Source organism: Streptomyces sp. NPDC002851 (assembly GCF_053591935.1).
This window is the reverse complement of sequence record NZ_JBSFUT010000005.1, coordinates 39353-57814: the sequence shown is the minus strand read 5'-3', so window position 1 is coordinate 57814 and position 18462 is coordinate 39353. Positions and strand designations below refer to the sequence as shown.

Annotated in this window: 17 protein-coding genes and 1 pseudogene; 11 read left to right on the top strand and 7 right to left on the bottom strand. The window is 71.2% G+C overall.

Translation table 11 applies throughout. From position 1 onward, the window contains the following. Window positions 1-9: 9 nt before the first annotated feature. Genes ACWD10_RS07190 through ACWD10_RS07170 form a run of 5 tightly spaced genes read left to right on the top strand, consistent with a single transcriptional unit; the run spans window position 10 to window position 6399 of the window. Window positions 10-1350 (top strand): ABC transporter substrate-binding protein, encoded by a 1341-nt coding sequence (locus ACWD10_RS07190; protein ID WP_451087917.1) that lies wholly within the window; start codon window positions 10-12, stop codon window positions 1348-1350. A 33-nt stretch (window positions 1351-1383) separates the two neighbouring features. Beyond that, window positions 1384-2367, top strand: coding sequence for a carbohydrate ABC transporter permease (locus tag ACWD10_RS07185; protein ID WP_451087915.1), 984 nt, complete (start codon window positions 1384-1386; stop codon window positions 2365-2367). Then, window positions 2364-3251 carry a carbohydrate ABC transporter permease gene (locus tag ACWD10_RS07180; RefSeq protein WP_451087913.1) on the top strand — a complete coding sequence of 296 codons (888 nt, stop codon included), beginning with the start codon at window positions 2364-2366 and terminating at the stop codon, window positions 3249-3251. Before ACWD10_RS07185 ends, ACWD10_RS07180 begins: the two co-directional genes overlap by 4 nt. A gap of 59 nt (window positions 3252-3310) precedes the next feature. Further along, window positions 3311-4297 carry a hydroxyacid dehydrogenase gene (locus ACWD10_RS07175; protein ID WP_451088339.1) on the top strand — a complete coding sequence of 329 codons (987 nt, stop codon included), beginning with the start codon at window positions 3311-3313 and terminating at the stop codon, window positions 4295-4297. Then, a complete protein-coding gene (locus ACWD10_RS07170) occupies window positions 4294-6399 on the top strand; it encodes a DUF2264 domain-containing protein (RefSeq protein WP_451087911.1) in 2106 nt (701 codons plus the stop codon). Before ACWD10_RS07175 ends, ACWD10_RS07170 begins: the two co-directional genes overlap by 4 nt. A gap of 34 nt (window positions 6400-6433) precedes the next feature. On the opposite strand, the gene ACWD10_RS07165 is transcribed toward ACWD10_RS07170, so the two are convergent. Continuing rightward, window positions 6434-7273 (bottom strand): EamA family transporter, encoded by an 840-nt coding sequence (locus ACWD10_RS07165; RefSeq protein ID WP_451088337.1) that lies wholly within the window; start codon window positions 7271-7273, stop codon window positions 6434-6436. 200 nt (window positions 7274-7473) lie between these two features. Here ACWD10_RS07165 and ACWD10_RS07160 point away from each other — a divergent pair, with 200 nt between their 5' ends. Further along, window positions 7474-8346 (top strand): LysR family transcriptional regulator, encoded by an 873-nt coding sequence (locus tag ACWD10_RS07160; protein ID WP_451087909.1) that lies wholly within the window; start codon window positions 7474-7476, stop codon window positions 8344-8346. A 28-nt stretch (window positions 8347-8374) separates the two neighbouring features. On the opposite strand, the gene ACWD10_RS07155 is transcribed toward ACWD10_RS07160, so the two are convergent. Continuing rightward, window positions 8375-9028 carry an excalibur calcium-binding domain-containing protein gene (locus tag ACWD10_RS07155; protein WP_451087907.1) on the bottom strand — a complete coding sequence of 218 codons (654 nt, stop codon included), beginning with the start codon at window positions 9026-9028 and terminating at the stop codon, window positions 8375-8377. Window positions 9029-9369: 341 nt separating this feature from the next. Then, window positions 9370-9591 (bottom strand): hypothetical protein, encoded by a 222-nt coding sequence (locus ACWD10_RS07150; RefSeq protein ID WP_451087905.1) that lies wholly within the window; start codon window positions 9589-9591, stop codon window positions 9370-9372. Between the two features lie 193 nt (window positions 9592-9784). On the opposite strand from ACWD10_RS07150, the gene ACWD10_RS07145 reads away from it, so the two are divergent. Continuing rightward, window positions 9785-10792 (top strand): proline racemase family protein, encoded by a 1008-nt coding sequence (locus ACWD10_RS07145; RefSeq protein ID WP_451087903.1) that lies wholly within the window; start codon window positions 9785-9787, stop codon window positions 10790-10792. Between the two features lie 106 nt (window positions 10793-10898). Here ACWD10_RS07145 and ACWD10_RS07140 read toward each other — a convergent pair whose 3' ends face one another. Next, window positions 10899-11318, bottom strand: coding sequence for a DsrE family protein (locus tag ACWD10_RS07140; protein WP_451087901.1), 420 nt, complete (start codon window positions 11316-11318; stop codon window positions 10899-10901). A gap of 103 nt (window positions 11319-11421) precedes the next feature. After that, window positions 11422-14274 (bottom strand): helix-turn-helix transcriptional regulator, encoded by a 2853-nt coding sequence (locus tag ACWD10_RS07135; protein WP_451088335.1) that lies wholly within the window; start codon window positions 14272-14274, stop codon window positions 11422-11424. Window positions 14275-14465: 191 nt separating this feature from the next. Here ACWD10_RS07135 and ACWD10_RS07130 point away from each other — a divergent pair. Continuing rightward, window positions 14466-14666 (top strand): annotated as a pseudogene (locus tag ACWD10_RS07130) (VOC family protein); the annotation flags it as partial. Between the two features lie 24 nt (window positions 14667-14690). On the opposite strand, the gene ACWD10_RS07125 reads toward ACWD10_RS07130, so the two are convergent. Next, window positions 14691-15080: a RidA family protein gene (locus ACWD10_RS07125; protein WP_451087899.1), complete on the bottom strand. Its 390-nt coding sequence runs from the start codon at window positions 15078-15080 to the stop codon at window positions 14691-14693. A 72-nt stretch (window positions 15081-15152) separates the two neighbouring features. On the opposite strand from ACWD10_RS07125, the gene ACWD10_RS07120 reads away from it, so the two are divergent. Next, window positions 15153-16064 (top strand): LysR family transcriptional regulator, encoded by a 912-nt coding sequence (locus ACWD10_RS07120; protein WP_451087897.1) that lies wholly within the window; start codon window positions 15153-15155, stop codon window positions 16062-16064. Between the two features lie 54 nt (window positions 16065-16118). Then, complete coding sequence (locus ACWD10_RS07115; RefSeq protein WP_451087895.1) at window positions 16119-16517, top strand: Imm21 family immunity protein; 399 nt, start codon at window positions 16119-16121, stop codon at window positions 16515-16517. Here the strand turns inward: ACWD10_RS07115 and ACWD10_RS07110 are convergent. After that, the gene (locus tag ACWD10_RS07110; protein WP_451087893.1) at window positions 16430-17386 is read right to left on the bottom strand and encodes a LysR family transcriptional regulator; all 957 of its coding nucleotides are present in this window, start codon (window positions 17384-17386) and stop codon (window positions 16430-16432) included. The genes ACWD10_RS07115 and ACWD10_RS07110 overlap by 88 nt on opposite strands. A 377-nt stretch (window positions 17387-17763) precedes the next feature. On the opposite strand from ACWD10_RS07110, the gene ACWD10_RS07105 reads away from it, so the two are divergent. Further along, window positions 17764-18459: a type 1 glutamine amidotransferase domain-containing protein gene (locus ACWD10_RS07105; protein ID WP_451087891.1), complete on the top strand. Its 696-nt coding sequence runs from the start codon at window positions 17764-17766 to the stop codon at window positions 18457-18459. Window positions 18460-18462: the final 3 nt, after the last annotated feature.

Here is an 18462-nt window from a genome sequence, read left to right as displayed (position 1 = left end):
GAGGCACCCATGCCCGATCGACACCGGCGCAGCCGCCGTACCGTGCTCGCCGCGTTCGCCGCGCTGCCGTTGGCGGGTGCCGTCGGTGCCTGCAGCGGCAGCGGCGCGGCACCCTCGCGCCACACACGCGGCGGCGCCACGCGCATCACCTTCTGGTCCGCGCTGCGCGGCAGTCAGGAGGTCGTGGACGCGTTCAACCGGACCCATGACCGCATCCAGGTCGACTTCGAGCAGGTCCCCTCCGGGCTCCAGGGCGGGTACGCGAAGCTCAGCAACGCCGCCCGCGCGGGCAACGCGCCGGACGTCGCCACCATCGAGTACCCGCAGGTGCCGGAGTTCGCCATCGACGGCATCGCCCGCGACATCACCGGCCTGGTGAGCGACCGGCTGCGGGCGAAACTGCTGCCCGAGGCCCTCGGTCTGACCACCTTCGAGGGCCGGACGTACACCGTGCCCCTCGATATCGAGCCGATGGTGCTGCACTACCGCGCCGACCTCTTCCGCCGCTACGGACTCGAAGTGCCCGCCACGTGGGACGAGTTCGCGCGGACGGCCAGGGCGGTGCGCCGTAAGGCGCCGGGCCGGCGGCTGGCGTACTTCCCCACCGACGGCGGCACGCAGTTCTCCGCCTGGGCCTGGCAGGCCGGTGCCCGCTGGTTCGAGACCCGCGACGGGGCGTGGAACGTCTCGCTCGCCGATGCGCAGACGCGGAAGGTGGCGGCGTACTGGCAGCGACTGCTCGACGAGGACGTGCTGTTCGCGTTCGCGGCGAGCGGCCAGGAGGCAACCGCCCGCGTCGGTACGGGCGAGGTGCTCGCCCGGCTCAGCGGCGCCTGGGACGCCGGGGCGCACATGAACGCCCAGCCCGGCCAGAAGGGCCGGTGGCGGATCGCGCCCATGCCGCAGTGGGATCCGCAGCGGCCGGTCGTCGGCACCCACGGCGGCTCCACCTTCGCCGTCACCAGGGACAGCGAGTACCCGGAAGCCGCCATGGAGTTCATCGAGTGGCAGGTGTCGCACCCGGACGCGCTGCGCGCCCGCCTGGCCAGCGGTACAAGCAGCCAGTTCCCGGTCGTCCGCGAGCTGATCGCCGTCGGCTCCAAGGCCTTCGACCGGAGCTACTACGGCGACCAGGACATCTACCGCCTCTTCGACGAGCAGGCCCGCGCCATCGGCCGCCACTGGACCTGGGGGCCGCGGATGTCCGCGACCCACGCCCTGATGGACGACGGCTTCGCGCGGGCGGGCGGCGGCCAGGGCACGGTGCTCGACTCCGTGCGCGCGGCCCAGGACGGCACCATGCCCGACCTGAAGGCGCTCGGCCTGACCGTCACCCGACGCAGCACCTGACCGCGACCACCCTTCGAGAGGCAGGTGACACCCATGACCACCACAGCCGAAGCGCCCCCCGCCGTCCGCGGCCAAGACACCGGCACGGGCGCCCGGCGCCCCACCGCCCGCAGCTCCGCGCGTCGCCGCGAACTCGGTGCCTGCGGCGTCCTGATGACCCCGTTCTTCCTGCTCCTCGTCACGGTCTTCATCGTTCCCGTCGGCAGCGCCGTGTGGCTGAGCTTCTTCAGCGACGACCAGCCGGGGCTCGGCTTCGGCCCGGAGCGCACCGTCTTCGTCGGCCTGCGCAGCTACGCCGCCGTTCTCGGCGACCCGACCTTCCCCGCCGGGATCGGCGTCGTCCTGCTCTACTGCCTGATCTACCTTCCCCTGATGGTGGCCGGTGCCCTCGCCCTGGCGCTGCTGCTCGACGCGGGCGTGGTGCGCCTCAAGTCCTGGGCGCAGCTGGCGCTGTTCCTGCCGCACGCGGTGCCGGGCATCATCGCCGCGATCATCTGGCTGTACCTGTACACACCCGGCATCAGCCCGGTGATCGAGCTGCTCGGCAAGGCCGACATCACCGTCGACTTCCTCGGCGTGCACACCGTACTGCCGTCGATGGTGAACATCGCCCTGTGGAGCAACCTCGGCTACAACATGGTGATTTTCTACGCCGCGCTCCAGGCCGTGCCGCGCGAGGTCATCGAGGCGGCGGTCGTGGACGGCGCCGGGCCGGTGCGTACGGCGCTGCGGGTGAAGGCGCCGCTGGTGCGGGCGGCGATCGTGATGGTGGCGATGTTCACCCTGATCGGCGCGTTGCAGCTGTTCACCGAACCGCAGTTGCTCAGCCAGGCGACCCCGATGGTCAGCTCCCGTTTCACACCGAACATGTACATCTTCGACGCCGCTTTCACGCGCAACAACTACGGCCTCGCGGCGGCCGCCTCCGTGATCCTCCTGGTGGTGACCATCGCGCTGTCGTACGCGGTCACCCGCTGGACCGGCCGCGCCAACGCCCCCGAGGAGTCCGCCCGATGAGTGGCACCGCCGCGCCCCGCCTGCCCCGCCCGTCCCCTCCGGGACAGCGGACGCAGCTGCTGCTCGGCCGCTCTGCCGTCCGCGCCGTCGTCGGCCTGTCGGTCCTGTACACACTCCTTCCCGTGCTGTGGCTCGTGCTCGCGGCGACGAAGGACCGGGACGCGCTGACCCGGAGCGATCTGTTCTCCGGCGCCACGTCGTTCGGGCAGAACCTCAAGGACCTGTTCGCCATGGACGGCGGCCTGTACGGCCAGTGGTACGTCAACAGCCTGCTGTACGCCGTCGTGGGCGCGGCCGTGGGTGCGCTGGTGAGCGTGGCCTGCGGCTATGCCTTCGACAAGTACCGCTTCCGGCACAAGGAGAAGCTGTTCGGCCTGGTCCTGGCCGCGGTGATGGTGCCGCAGACCGTGCTCGCGCTGCCGCTGTACCTGATCGCCTCTCGGACGGGCGTGGTGAACACCGTGTGGGCGGTGTTCGTGCCCGTCCTGTTCAACCCCTTCGGCGTCTACCTCGGGCGGATCTTCAGCCAGGGCTACGTACCCAACGAGGTCCTGGAGGCGGCCCGCGTCGACGGCGCCGGGGAGCTGGCCACCTATCTGAAGGTCGCGCTGCGGATGCTCGGGCCCGGCCTCGTCACGGTCTTCCTGTTCCAGCTCACGGCGATCTGGAACAACTTCTTCCTGCCCATGGTGATGCTCTCCGACCAGGAGCTGTATCCGGTGAGCCTGGGCCTGTACCAGTGGAACAGCGCGGCGACGACCGCACCCGAGTACTACCCGGTGGTGATCATGGGAGCGCTGCTCGCGGTGCTGCCGCTGATCGTGGCGTTCGTGCTGCTCCAGCGGTTCTGGCGGTCGGGGCTCACGGCGGGGGCGGTCAAGTGAGCGCGCTGGAGGCGAAGGTGACGCCCGCCGATGCCGCCCGGCCGCGAGCAGCCTTCGCCATGTCCCGGCAGGCCGCCCGGGCGCTGCTCACGCCCGCCGCCCTGACCGCCTTCGCCGAGGTCTGCGAGCTGCCCGCCACGGACCCGCCGGTTCTCGACGACCTCACCACGGCCCGGGCGCGCTCCATCCTCGCGGACGCCGAGGTACTCGTCACCGGCTGGGGCTGCCCGCCCCTCGATGCCGACGTGCTCGCGGCGGCGCCCCGGCTGCGCGCCGTGGTGCACACCGCCGGATCGGTGCGCGGCCATATCACCGAGGCCTGCTGGGAGCGCGGCATCGAGGTGGCCTCGGCCGCCGCCGCGAACGCCTTGCCCGTGGCGGAGTACACCGTCGCGATGATCCTGCTCAGCGGCAAGCACGTCCTGGAGCGGGCCGCCGCCTACCGCCGCGCCCGCCGCGGCGACGACTGGCTCGCCACCCCCGACGGGATCGGCAACTACCGCCGCACCGTCGGCATCCTGTCCGCCTCGCTCATCGGACGGCGCGTCATCGACCTCCTCCGCCCCTACGACCTGCGGATCCTGCTGTACGACCCCTACGTCACCGAGGCCGACGCCACCACGCTCGGCGCCCAACTCGTGGGCCTGGACGGACTGTTCGCGCAGAGCGACACGGTCAGCGTCCACACCCCACTGCTCCCCGCCACCCGCGGCCTCGTCGACCGCACCCTGCTCACGTCGATGCGCCCCGGAGCCGTACTCATCAACACCGCCCGCGGCGCCGTGGTCGACCAGGACGCACTCACCGACGTACTGCGGGCGGGCCGCATCCGCGCGGTCCTCGACGTCACCGACCCCGAGGTACTGCCGCCCGACCATCCCCTCTGGCCCTGCGATCACGCCCTGATCACCCCGCACTTGGCCGGGTCCCAGGGCAACGAGTGGCGCAGACTCACCGACCTCGCGGCCGCCGAGATCGCCCGGTGGTCCACGGGCGACGGCTTCGCCCATCCCGTACGACGCGAAAGGCTGGCCATCCTCGCATGAGCACCCCCGACCCGGAAATGCGTGTGAGCACCCCCGACCCGGATCTGCGCATGAGCACCCCTGACTCGGATCCACGCATGACCACGCCCGACTCGGATCCACGCACGAACACTCCCGCCTCGCGTCTACGGACGAACACCCCCGCCGCGGGTCCACGCGCGAACACCCCCGTCCCGGATCCGCTCCACCTGCCGCCCGAAGACCGGGAGTTGAGCCCGTACACCGGCTTCACCCGCGCCCACTGGGAGGCGGCCGCCGATGGGCTGGTGCGCGCCGCCTGGCGGTGGGCGACCGCGGGTGGGGCGCTGCTCGATCTGCCGGGGCGCGCGTCGGGCTCCGGGATGCGCTCGGACGGCCTCGAAGGCTACGCGCGTACGTTTCTCGCGGCCGCGTTCCGGGTCGCGGGCGGGCACGGCAAGGACCCGCACGGCTGGCTCGGCCGGTACGCCGAGGGCCTGGCCGCGGGCACCCGTACGCCCGGCCGGGACGATGCCGAGTCCTGGCCGCTGATCCTCGACCACCACGTGCAGGGCCAGCCCATGGTCGAGTCGGCCTCGGTGGCGTTGTCCCTGCGCCTGACCCGGCCCTGGCTGTGGGACGCGCTCGACCCCGGCGTGCAGGACCGTGCCGAGGACTGGCTGCGCGGGGCGCTGCGGCACACGCCCGCGCCGAACAACTGGTACCTGTTCCCCTACACCGTCGCGGGCTTCCTGGAGTCCGTCGGCCGCGGCGACGCGGAGACGGCCCGCGCCCGCGAGCGCGCCCTCGACCTGCTCGAGACCTGGTACCGCGGCGCGGGCTGGTACGCGGACGGCGACGGCCGCGCCTTCGACCACTACAACGGCTGGGCCCTGCACCTGTACCCGGTCCTGGACGCGCACCTGGCCAACGACCCTCAGGCATCGGGGCGTTACGGGCCGCGGCTGCGCGGGCACCTGGACGGCTACGCACTGCTCTTCGGCGGCGACGGCGCACCGGTCCACTTCGGCCGCTCCCTGACGTATCGCTTCGCGGCCGGTGCGGCGGTGGCCCTCGGCGCCCTGACCGGGCACACACCGCTCGAACCGGGGGTGTCCCGGCGCCTGTTGAGCGGTTCCCTGCGCTACTTCCTCGACCGGGGCGCCGTCGGCGCGGACGGGCTGCTCTCCCTCGGCTGGCACGGGCCCCACGAACCGACACTGCAGCACTACTCGGGTCCGGCCTCGCCGTACTGGGCGTCGAAGGCGTTCGTGTGCCTGCTCGCCGATGCGGAGCATCCGCTGTGGACGGCACCGGAGGAGCCGGCGCCCAGCGAGGTCCGGGACCGGTCGCTCGCGCTGCCCACGCCGGGCCTGCTCGTCCAGTCCACGCGGGCGGACGGGATCGTACGCCTGCACAACCACGGCAGCGACCATGTCCGCCCGCACGAGGGCGAGTCGGCGGCCGACGAGGACCCGTACTACGCCCGCTTCGCGTACTCGACCCGAACCGGCCCGACGGCACGCGACAACCCCGCCGACAACCACCTGGCCATCGACCTCGACGGCATCCGCAGCGTACGCCGCCGCATCCACCCCCTCGGCGCCGCCCACGACGCCACCACGGGCACGGCCTGGGCGGCCTCCTGGCACCAGCCGGTCTTCCCTCAGGGGCCGCCTCTGGTCCCCGGTCTGCGCGTGGACAGCGTGACGGTGGCACGCGGCCGCCATGAGCTGCGCGTGCACCGGGTGCAGGGCGCCCCGCCGGGGGCGCGGCTCGTGCAGACGGGCTGGGCGGTGGGCCCCGAGGAACCCCTCGTCTCCCAACTCCTCGGCCTGTACGGCTGGAACGGTGCCGACGCCCACCTGGAGTCTGCCTCCCCTTCTCCCCCCGCCGCAGAGATACGCGCCCCGCACGGCACCGCGTACACCCACTGGGCCCGCATCCCACGCCTGATCACAGATTCACGGGACACCCACCTGGCCGCCGCCCTAGCCACGCTCACCGCCGAGCCCGACCCGGCGCCGCTCGCCACGGCGGTGACCGATGTGACGGCGTCCGGCACCGGACTTCTGGAGGTGCGGTGGGCGGACGGTGCCCGGACGCGGATCTCGTTCGCGCCGTTGTCGGTGGAGCACGTCTAGCGGGACGTGAGGTGCGCGCAGACACCCCGGATGGTCACGTGGCGCTCCGGTCGGCGGGGACGCCACGGGCCGTGGTGGAGACGACGAGGGTGTTGGCGCTGACGATCACGGCGATGGCCAGCCAGGCGGCGGCGTCGAGGTGCTGGCCCAGGACGGCGAGGCCGATCAGCGCGGCGAAGGCGGGGTTGACGCTCATGAAGACGCCGAAGAAGTGCGGCGGCACCCGGCGCAGCGCCAGCAGGTCGGACACGAACGGCACGGCCGAGGAGAGCACCCCGGCCGCCAGCGCGCAGCCCAGCGCCGCCAGTGTGGGCCGGTGCTGCCAGAGCGCCCAGGCGCCCACCGGCAGGTACAGCGCGCCGGAGACCAACGCCGCGGCGGCCGAGCCTTCCAGGCCGGGCAGTCGGGCGCCGACGGTGCGGTTGCACAGGATGTAGCAGCCCCAGCAGACCGCCGCCAGCAGGGCCAGGCCGATGCCCAGGTAGTCCGTGGAGGGTGTGGGGCGCGCGAGTACCGCCACCGCTCCCGCCGCGGCCACGGCGGCTATGAGGTGGATCCGGCGGCGCGAACCGGCCAGGGCCACGGTCAGCGGGCCGAGGAATTCCAGCGTGACGGCGAGGCCGAGCCCGATCCGCTCGATCGCCGCGTACAGGGACATGTTCATCCCGGCGAACACCAGCGCCAGACCGAGTACCGGACGCCACTGCGCCGCGGTGAACCCGCGCAACCGCGGTCGCCCGGCCGCCCCGAGCACGACGGCGGCCACCCACTGGCGCACCGCCACCACACCGACCGGCCCGATCACGGGGAAGGCAAGCGCCGCGACGGCCGCTCCGCTCTGGTTGGACAGTCCGCTGCCCAGCATCAGCGCCATCCCACCCCAGCGCCCGGTGCCCTGGCGAGGACCGCGCACGTCCGCGACCTGCGGTGCGGCGGGAGCGGGTGTGACGGGCGCGGGTGTGACGGGCGCGGGAGTGACGGGCGCGGGCGAGGACGCGGTCTTCATGCCGCCACGATGGGGCTCGGGTCGGCATACGCAAAATGCAATTGCAGCCCTACCTATACGCTGAACGTATGGATGGCAAAGGGAAAACGGCCGGGCCGCTGGAGCTCAAACACCTGCGGTGCCTGGTCGCCATCATCGACACCGGCAGCTTCACCGACGCTGCCCATGAACTCGGCATCTCCCAGGCCGCCGTCTCGCGGACCCTCACCGCTCTGGAATGCGTGCTCGGAGTGCGCCTGCTGCACCGCACCAGCCGCTTCGTCGCCCCCACCACCGTGGGCGTGCAGGTCCTGGCCCGAGCGCGGGTCCTGCTCGCGGGTGCCGACGAGCTCGTCCGCGAAGCCACCATCGGCCACACCCGTCTGCACATCGGCCACGCCTGGTCCGCGTTCGGCCGCCACACCACCGAGTTCCAGCGCCGCTGGCACGAACAGCACCCCGAGACCGAGCTCCGTCTGATCCGCCACAACAGCCCCACCGGCGGCCTCGCCGAAGGCCGATGCGACCTCGCCGTCGTCCGCGCCCCGCGCGATCTCACCTCCTGGTCGCACGCACTGATCGGCCACGAGGCCCGCTACGTCGCCATGGCATCCGACGACCCCTGGGCCCGCCGCCGCGGCATCCGCCTGGACGAAGTCCTGGGCCGCACCCTGGCGATCGACCGCCGCACCGGGACCACCACCCTGGACCTGTGGCCCGAACACAACCGGCCCGCCGTCGAGTACACCCTCGACATCGACGACTGGCTCGCCGCCATCGCCACCGGCCGCTGCGTCGGCCTCACCCCCCAGTCGACCGCCGCCCAATACCGCCGCGACGGCATCACCTACCGCCCCCTACGCGACGCCGCCCCCGTCCCCGTCCACCTCATCTGGCGCCCCCACGACGCCCACCCGGCCACCCACACCGCCATCGCCCTCGCGACCGACCTCTACCGCTAGAGAAATCTAGAGAAAGCTAGACGAAGGCTCACGGCGGATACGGCTCGCAGGCCACGCCGTCCCCGTCGCGGTCGAGATGTGGTCCATAGCCTGGGTCGCCCTTATAGAGGGGCGTGACACCTGCGGCTTCTGCAGCGTCGCAGTTCTCGTAGTAGGGGGAGACCTCGCTGGGCTGCGGCCGCGGCTCGGACTCAGGTACCTCGCGCACGTCAGCGCTGACGATCGTGCCGTTCCGAACCGTGTAGGTGCCCTCGAAGACCCGCAGCGTGCCGTCGGTCTGCATGGCCTCCAACCTGACCCGGACCGTGCTGCCCTCCGCGCGCAGGATGTGCACCGTGTCCCGGGCAGTGGTGGCGAACCCGTCCACGAAGGCCTCGTACGAGTCGGAGAAGTTCTTGCCGCCGAGGTCCCAAGCCCGTTCGTAGTCCCGGGCGTTGATGGCAGCAAAATACGCGCGCACGACGGACGTCGGATCCGCGGCCGTCGGTGGAGGTGTCGGCCGAGGGGATGCGGGCCCTGGAGTCTCCGGCTTGGGCGTGGGCGCGGTCGGCTCGGCGGTGACGGTGCTGGTCACGGTGGTCGTGGTCTGCTCGGGCTCCGAGTCGGTGTCCCCACAACCGCTCAGGCCCACCACTCCCGCTATCAGGAGCGACGAGACTCCCAGGTGGAAAAGGTTCCTCATGGGCCCACCTCATAAGTTGGGCGTCTCTCCTCAGGCTGCGCCGCGGTTCACCGGGCAGCAACGCGTGGAGCGTGCACCCGCCGCCGAGCCCCCTGCCCCCCCGATCCCGCGCGGCACTGCCCCGTGCTGGAGCGGATGGTGACGTAGTGCTTCTGTTGCTTCCCCAGGCTCTTTGCCCGGGAGCCCGCGACAGGCGCGGCAGTCGAGACGGAACACGACGAGGGCCCCGGCCTGATCGGCCGGGGCCCTCGTCTGCTCTGCTGGGCGGGGGCGGATGATAGGGAAGTTGGGTTACGGGTCCCCGAAGGGGCCTGGGGTGCCGTGGGTGGGCACAACCGGTCCTAGAGCTTGGTCATCTTGGCGTATGGGCTCAAGATCCGCATTTGCGCCGAACCGAAGTCCACGAGCGCCGCGATTCCTTCCTCGATGCCGATCACCCGGCCGAGGCCGTACATGTCGTGTGTGACCTGGTCGCCCACGGCGAAGTGCTTGGGAGCCGGCGGGACCGGGGCCTTGAAGGGGCTGCTGGGCAGATGACGCTTCGGTGCAAAGGGCTTAGTCATTGGGTCCAGTATGCGCCTGCGTGCATCCCGTTCGCCCCGGCCGTCCACGTCCGCTTCCCGGGAGCAAGCGGCCTCGCCCACAGCCGGGGTGGCAGACCCTTGACCAAGGGCAGAGTAATATATTACACCTTACGTGCTGGTCGGAGGGTTCCGAGAGCGCCGTCGGCGAGGCACGAGGAGAAGAGAGAGCACCATGGTCAACCTGCCCAACATGGTCAGCGTCGTGGACTACCACACGGCCGGCGAACCCTTCCGTATCGTCATCGGCGGTGTCGCGGCGCCGCGGGGAAAGACGATCCTGGACAAGCGGGACGACGCGATGGCCCGCCTCGATGACGTGCGCGTGCTCCTCACCCACGAACCCCGTGGCCACGCCGACATGTACGGCTGCTACCTCACGGAGCCCGATGACGAAGGCGCCGATCTCGGCTTGATCTTCTTCCACCGTGAGGGCTTCAGCACCGCCTGCGGTCACGGCAGCATCGCCGCCGCCATGTGGGCCTACGAGACGGGTTACGTCGCTCCGCGCGGCGGCGACACCATCGTCCTTGACGTACCGTCAGGGCGCGTGACGTGCCGGGTCCGCGACGAGGGCGACCACCCGACGGTCAGCTTCACCAACATCCCGTCGTACGCGCACGAGCAGGATGTCGAGGTGACCACCTCGGCGGGCTCCGTGCGTGCGGACCTCGCGTACGGCGGTGCGTTCTACGCGATGGTGGACGTGCGCACCCTCGGCCTCGAGGTCACACCGTCGGACCTGCGCACGCTGATCGGCCTTGCCGCCGAGATCAAGACGGAGCTCACCGGGGCACGCACCCTGTCCGATCCGGACGACGCGAGGATCAACGGCCTGTACGGAGTGATCTTCTACGACCGGATCGCGGCGGACTCGGGCAGCGTGGAGGAGCGCAACGTCACCGTCTTCGCCGACGGCCAGGTGGACAGGTCCCCTTGCGGCAGCGGCACTTCGGCCCGGATCGCCGCCCTCGCGGCCCGCGGGGACCTCGTCCCTGGCGGCGAGCTCACCAACCACAGCATCGTCGACACCACGTTCACCGGCAGGATCGCGGGCACCGTCACTCTCCATGGCCGGCCCGCGGTCATCCCCGAGGTGGAAGGCATGGCCTTCCGAACCGCCCAGAGCACCCTCGTCCTCGACCCGCACGACGAACTCGGTACGGGGTTCCTCCTTCCCTAACGCCCCGTCGCTGAAGCTACGGCTTGCGGTCCGATACGGAGCCCTGGACAGCGGATGCCACCCTGCCCTCATGGGCAGGGTGGCATCCGCGCCTTGTCATCCGGGTTCAGAAGTACTGGCAGTGGTCCGCAGCGATCGCCTTTTCCTCCAGGAACCATGTGGCGTCGACGATGCCCGCCGCCTCCGGTATCAGGTTCGACTCGTCGACCCCGAAAGTCTCTGCGGCAATGCGACAGGCATAGAGGTTCACCTTGCCGCTGCCCTTGAGGGAGGCGAGGTAGTCCAGGATCTCTGTCGGCTCCCCGGTCTCGATCATCTTCTGCCGTAGCGCGTCCGCGTCCGCATCGCTGTGGCGGCCTTCGATCCGCACCTCACCGGCGCCCTCCTTGGTGAGTGCGCGTACCGCCCAGAGCACGAACAGCATGTCGACCTGCACGCCCTTCTCCGCGTACAGCGCGGCGAACGTCAGCGGCGTCAGCATCTTGTCGTAGGCGTCGTCCCGCACCACGATGGCCAGCTTCTCCATGGCTCCTCGCCTCCCAGTCTCGGTGCCTGTCCTTGGTCTCGGCACCCACGCTAGGGAGCGGCGGAGGAGACAACATGCGTGGTCCTGCCGTGTTCCTGGCCTGCTAGTGCCGTACTTCCGGCGGTGACCCCGGGCGAATCGCGATCGGTCCGGTGAGGCCGAGTTCCGCTGCGCGCCGTGCGGCCGCCATCCGTGTCGAGCAGTCGAGCTTGTCCAGTACGTTGCGCACGTGCATGTCGACCGTGCGGGTGCTGACGAAGAGTTCCCGGGCGATCTCGCGGTTGGTGCGGCCACCGGCGAGCAGGTGCAGCACTTCCTTCTCCCGGCGGGTCAGACCGGCGGGCTCGAGGGTGCGCGCGGCGAGGCGTCCGAGGCGCCGGTCGACCTGCTCTCCCATCTCGGCCAGCCTGGTCGCGCAGCTGTGGGCCAGCGGCTTGGCTCCCAGTTGGCGCGCGGTCCGGTAGGCGCTCGTCACCGTGGAGACGGCGGCTTCCCGCTCGCCTTCGCCTGCCAGCGCGGCGCCCCGGCGCAGCTGGGTGAGTGCCCTCTCGTACGGTGCCGTGACGCCGCGCAGCAGGTCGACCGCCCGGCCGAAGTGTGCCGAGGCGTGCGCCGTGTCGCCGTCGGCCAGCGCCAGTTCGCCGCTCGCGTGGGCAAACGCCGCCAGGACCTTGGGCGAACTGTTCTGCGTCGCGGCGGTGGCGAGCACCCGGTGGCATTGGGCAAGGCCGTCGTGGTCGCCCCGCTCCGCCAGGAATGTGGCGGCCCAGCGGAGCGCCGGGAGCGCGTAGTGCCATTCCTCCTTCAAGAGGCAGCGTTCCAGCATGGCCGAGACGGTGTGGAGGGCGGCGCCTTCGTCGTCGGTTCCGGCGACCATGGCCAGACCCCAGGTCGCGCCGACCTCCATGCCGAAGACCTCGTTGCTGCGGCCGAAGGCGGCGGAGCGCCGCAGTGGTCCCCTCGCGTGCCGTGGATCCCCGCGGAGCACGGTGATCAGCCCTGATTCCTCTTCTGCCACCATGCGCAGTATCTGCGGCGTGTGGTCGTCGCCGAGTACGTCGCCGCAGATGGCAAGGGAGCGGTCCCAGTCGCCCATGAGCCGCACCACGGGCGACAGGCAGGTGAAGCAGACCCGCCCCAGCTCGGTGGCACCGTGGGCGCGGCACAGGTCGATCGCCGTATCGATGGCGTCAGTGGCTGCCGGGTAATCGGCCGCGTACCCGAGGGCCTCTCCCAGCTCGTAGTACGCCTCGCCGGTCGCTTCGGGCAGCTGCTCGGCGAGGGCAAGCTCGAGCCCGGACCGAGCGAGTTCGACTCCTCTCGGGCCGTCCCCGAGGGCGGAGCGGAGTGAGCCCTGCATCGCGAGCGCGCGAGCCTTCAGATCCGTACGGCCGGTCGCCTCGGCGTCCTCGGCCGCGGCCATGGCCTGATCCAGGCCCTTCGACAGCTGTGCCGCGGACTTCAGTTGATCGGCCAGGGTCAGACGTTCCGCCGCCGCTTCATCGCGCATGCCCGCCGCCGCGTACGAGTCGGCCGCGCTCTCCCGCGCGGTGACCGCGCGGGGCCAATCGCCAAGGAGCCCAGCGGCATTGGCCAGTCTCCGATGCGCCGACCCGGCGAGCGCGGTGTCGCCCCGCGCGTGCCGGCGCCGTGCGACATCGGTCCACACCGCCGCGGCCGATTCGAGCTCCCCGCACAGCTCGGCACAGTCCGCCAGGCGCTCCAGCGTGGCGATCCGGCCTTCCGGGTCCGCTTCCTCCGGCCAGACGGCGAGAGCGCGCCGCGCCAGCGCGGCAGCGTCCCGGTAGGAGTACACCGCGCAGTACCGCTCGGCTGCGGCAAGCAACAGCGGCCTGGCACGCTCGTGTTCGTGCGCGGCGAGCCAGTGCTCGGCGACGGTCTCGGGTGCCGCACCGCGAGCGGTGAGGTGCTCGGCGATCAGGCGGTGGTGCCGCCGACGCCGCGCCCAGGGAATGCTGCGGTACAGCGCGTCCCGTACAAGCGCATGGCGGAACTCCGCCGAGTCGGGGTCCTGTTGCCGCTCTGTGAGCAGTCCGCTGTCGAGGAGCTGGTCGATGTTCTGCGGCTCCACGAGACCGGCGAGCGCGGGGAGATCGACCCGTACGCCGAGTACGGCGGCGAGTTCCACCGCAGTCTGGTGCCGCTGTCGCAGCCCCGCGGTGCGCACGAGGACCGCGTCCAACACGCTCTCGGGCACGGGCAGTTCCGCGTCCCGGGCGAGGCCGAGGCTGCCGTCGGCTTCACGCAGGCCGCCGGTTTCGAGGAGGGCGGCGGTGAGCTCTTCTACGTAGAACGGGATCCCCTCGGCCCTGTCGTGCACCGCCGAGACGAGCCCCGGCGCGGGAGACGCGCCAAGGAGTCCGGCGAGCAGTTCGCCGGTCTGTTCGGCGGTCAGCGGGCGGAGCGCGAACTCGGCGAAGCAGCCGCTGCGGCGCAGCGCGGTGCGCATGCTGCGGATGGGGTGCGCACGCGAGAGCCCGTCACTGCGGTACGTGCCGAGCAGCAGCACCGGCTCACGCGCCATCGACACCGCGAGTGCGGGCAACAGATCGAGGGCCGCGGCACCGGCCCAGTGCAAGTCTTCGAGGACGACCACCGTGGGCCGCTGATGGCCGATGCTTCGGAGGGCGCGCTGGATGGTGTCGAGCAGGACCGGCTGATCGGCTTCGCGGTACGACGGCACGGGGCCGACCTCATCGGATACGGCGCGAAGTATGTCCTCCACGGGTGCGTACCCGTCCACCCCCGGGCTGGCGGATGTCCGCAGTACCCGCCCGTCCCAGCCGTCGAGAACCTCCGCGACGAGTCGGCTCTTACCGACACCCGCGTACCCGCTCACCAGGACCAAGCCCCCCTCGCCCGATCGGCATCGCGCGAGCACGTCGAGCAGCCCCGCGTACTCGACTGCCCGGCCGACCAGGAGCGACCGTGTCATCACACCAAGAAGTCTAATAGGCCCCATTTATGCCGTTTATCCGGATTGCCCCTCTGGGGTCGGACTCCAGCGCCGAACCCGACCGGATTCAGACAACGCACCCGCGCGAACTAATCAATCTTGACTAGGGTGGTCGGAATGGCCGAGAAGACGATTCCGATCCTGCCGTGCCGGACCATCCAGCCCGTTCTCGACTTCTACACATTCAGGACGAGCGGCCCACGCCGGTGCAACTGCTTCGCCTCCTCGTGCTGCGTGCGGAGGTCGCCGGGCGCCTCGGGGACGGAGAAGACGCGCCGTCCGCGCTCGCCGAGGCCGCCGCGGTCCAACTCACCGCGGAGGAGCGGGAGTCCGTGCGCGACGACCTCGAGCGTCTTGAGGAGCTGCGGGGCCAGGGCCGCTGTGAAAGCGGGGTGTTACGCGGTGGCCTGCCGGGCGTACACCTCGATCTCGATCTTCATGCGGGGGTCGGCGAGCCCGCATACGAGCATCGTGGCGGCCGGGCGGACGTCGCCGAAGCGGCGGCGCAGGACCGGCCAGCAGGGCTCGAAGTCCGCACGGTCGGGGAGCAGATAGCGCACCCGGACGACGTCGGCGAAGGTGCACTTCGCCTCGGTCAGGGCGGCCTCGATGTTGCGCAGGCACTGCTCGGCCTGCTCCACCACGTCGTCGGAGATCGTCATGGTGGTGTAGTCGAAGCCGGTCGTTCCGGACACATGTACCCAGTCGCCGTCGACCACGGCACGGGCGTAGCCGATCTGCTCCTCGAAGGTCGAGCCGCTGAGGATCGCACGTCGCTCTGTCATGCGCGGAACGCTAAGTGGCCAGCACAGATACGTCTAATACTGCGTGCGGCATGAACTGATATCTCTAGGCGTATGGAGCGCCCTGAACTCCCCCTGCTACAGCTGCACGCGTTCGTCGTGCTCGCCGAGGAACTGCACTTCGGTCATGCGGCCGCGCGCCTCGGCATCGCCCAACCGCCGCTGAGCCAGCAGATCCGCCGCCTGGAAGACAAGGTCGGCCACGCGCTTTTCACCCGCGCCCCAGGGCGCGTCACGCTCACCCCGGCCGGTCGCGAACTGCTGCCCGCCGCGCGGCGGGCCCTCACCGGCCTCGCGGACGGCGTGGCCGCGGCCCGGGCCGTCGGCAGCGGGCGGGCCGGACGTCTGAGGATCGGCTTCGCGGCCTCCCTCGCCCTGACCGTCCTGCCCGGCCTGTTGCGTACCTTCCGGCACCAATTCCCCGGCGTACACCTGGACATCCACGAGATGACCACCGCGCCCCAGCTCGCCGCCCTGCACGACAAGACCATCGACATCGGCCTGCTGCGCGAACCTCCCGCCGACGAGACAGAGCTCGGCTTCAGGACGGTACTCAGCGAGCCCTTCGTGGCCGTGCTGCCGTCCACTCATCCGCTCGCCGCCCAACGCACCGTGCGGCTCGCGCAGTTGGCTGACTCCCCCTTCGTGCTGCTGCCCCGCGCGGTCGGCCCGCAGCTGTACGACCAGATCACCGGGCTGTGCACCGCGGCCGGTTTCACGCCCCGGATCGCCCAGCATGCGGTGGAGTGGCACACCGTATGCGCCCTGGTGGAAACCGGCCTGGGCGTCTCCCTGGCCCCGGCAAGCATCCGCCGCCTCCGTCTCCACGGCGTCGCCTTCCGCAGGATCAAGCCCGGCGTCGCCCGCACGCGCGTCGCCGTCGCCTGGCGCAAGAACGACCAAGACCCCCTGGTGGGCCACCTGCTGACGACGGTCATCAGCCAGGATCCGCGGAACAGGTCCTAGGGAACCCACCGGCCGTGGTCCGCAGGAACGTGGCGTGGTTGCGCCGAGTCGGGGATGGTCATCGGGGACGGGGATGTCCCGGACGACTACGACCGCGCCTGCGAGGTGGACGGCGCCAAGGCTGTCCTCGCCGACCCCACTACGGAGTGGGGGGAGTGCGGTGTCTGGGAGACGGATGGTCCGGCGGTGCTCATGGACTCTGTCACCGCCGGGGTCGAGCTGGCTGTCGAGTACCCCCATGACGGAGCACTGCCGGAGCAGGCTCCCGTCCCGATACCGCCCGGCCGCTGGACCGTCCGCGCCGTCCACGCCTCGCCGCACGAGGGGGCCTCGGTGGGCCTGGTCCACCTTCTCATTCCGGGGCGTCACCAGGCCCGGGCGGCCTCGACCAGGTGGTCGCGTACGCGGTCGACGTCCGGGTTGGTGGAGACGCCGGGGCGTTGCGCGAGGTAGCCCGTGTTGATCGGTGGGTCCTCGGGGTCGTTGAGCAGGACCAGGGCGCCGGAGGCCAGTTCGTCGGCGCACAGATAACGCGGCAGCACGCTGAAGCCGCCGCCGCCCGCGACCGTGGACAGGACGGCGCGCAGGTCGGGCACGGTGACGGCCGCGTGGCTGCTCAGGCGCTTGCCGAAGACATGGCGCCAGTAGCGGCGGACGATCGGCAGGTCCTCCGCGTACGAGATGAGCGGCACCGTGTGCAGCACACCGGGCCCCTCGGCGGCCAGCCGTTCCTTGATCCGGTCCGCCCATACGGGGGCGGCGACCAGGACGAACTCCTCGTCCGCGAACGGCACCCAGGCCAGGGAGCGCCCTCGGGGGCGTGACGTGGAGATGACCAGGTCGTAGCGCCCGGCGCGCAGCTCGTCGAGGAGCGGGTCGGTCAGGCCCATCGTCACGCGCAGGCGTACGCCCTGGGCCACGAGCGGGCCGAGCACCGGGAGCGCGAAGGTCGACAGCATCTCCGCGGGTCCGGCCAGGTGGACGGGTTCGGGGCGCGCCCCCTCGGCCAGGCCGGATCCCGCGGCAGCCGTCAGCGCGTCCAGGGGTGCGGCGATACGTGCGGCCAGCTCGTCGGCGACCGCGGTCGGGGCGACGCCACGGGGCAGCCGCTCGAAGAGCTCGCGTCGGGTCTGGCGCTCCAGGCTGCGGATCTGGGTGGTGACGGTGGGCTGGGAGAGGCCGAGGGCGTGGGCGGCCGCGGTGAAGGAACCGAAGCGGTGGACGGCGAGGAAGGTGCGCAGCAGGTTGAGGTCGGGCGGCGTCTGCGCCTGCGGAGCCGCCGCACCGCCGTCCGCCTGACCAGCGGGATTGCTATGGCTCACGGAACAGAGCCTAAAGGACTCCTATGCGCGTATACGTAAGCTCCTGCGCTAAGGGACTCCTATAGCTCGGGGCGTTCGCGTCCTCCTATGGCTCGGGGCGTTCGCGTAGCTCGGGGCGTTCGCGCGTGATCGTTCTATTCCCGCGGGAGCCATGAAGGTTCCTATGGCAGGCATGGGGTCTCCCATTGGTCAGCGCTCGGCGCCCGGCCTACGGTCGACGACATCGCCGAACTGACACTTCGGACGCAGAACGTCAACGGCGTCGACCGTGTCGGTCCGAGCCCAAGAACCCCGGACCCCACCGTGTCCGTCCGGGCACCCCATCCGTTCCTCCGGGTCCGCCGCGCGGATCCGTCCCTCTCGGAGATGAGCACCTCATGTCGAAGATCCTCTTTGTCGTCACCGGCGCCGACCACTGGACGCTGGCCGACGGCACCAAGCACCCGAGCGGCTTCTGGGCCGAGGAGGCCGTCGCCCCGTACGAGAAGTTCAAGGCCGCGGGCTACGAGGTCGTCGTCGCCACCCCGGGCGGGGTGGTCCCCACCGTCGACCAGGGCAGTCTCGCGCCCGAGGTCAACGGTGGCCAGGAGGGCGCCGACAAGATCGCCGCTGCCCTGTCCTCGTTCGCCGAACTGCGGTCCCCCATCAGGCTTGAGGACGTACGCCTCGACGACTACGCCGCCGTCTTCTACCCCGGCGGGCACGGTCCGATGGAGGACCTCGCCGTCAACGCCGACTCCGGGAAGCTGCTGACCCTGGCCCTGGAGAGCGGCAAGCCGCTCGGTGTGGTCTGCCACGCCCCGGCCGCGCTGCTTGCCGCCACCCGGGCCGACGGCACCAACACGTTCCGGGGCTACGACGTGGCCGCGTTCACCAACGCCGAGGAGACCCAGGCCGGACTCGCCGACAAGGCGAAGTGGCTGCTCCAGGACCGCCTCACCGAGGCAGGCGTGAATGTGCGGGTCGGCGAGGCGTGGGCGCCGCACGTGGTCATCGACCGCAACCTCGTCACCGGCCAGAACCCGGCCTCCTCCGCGCCGCTCGCCGCCGAGCTGCTCAAGAAGCTGGCCTGAGCG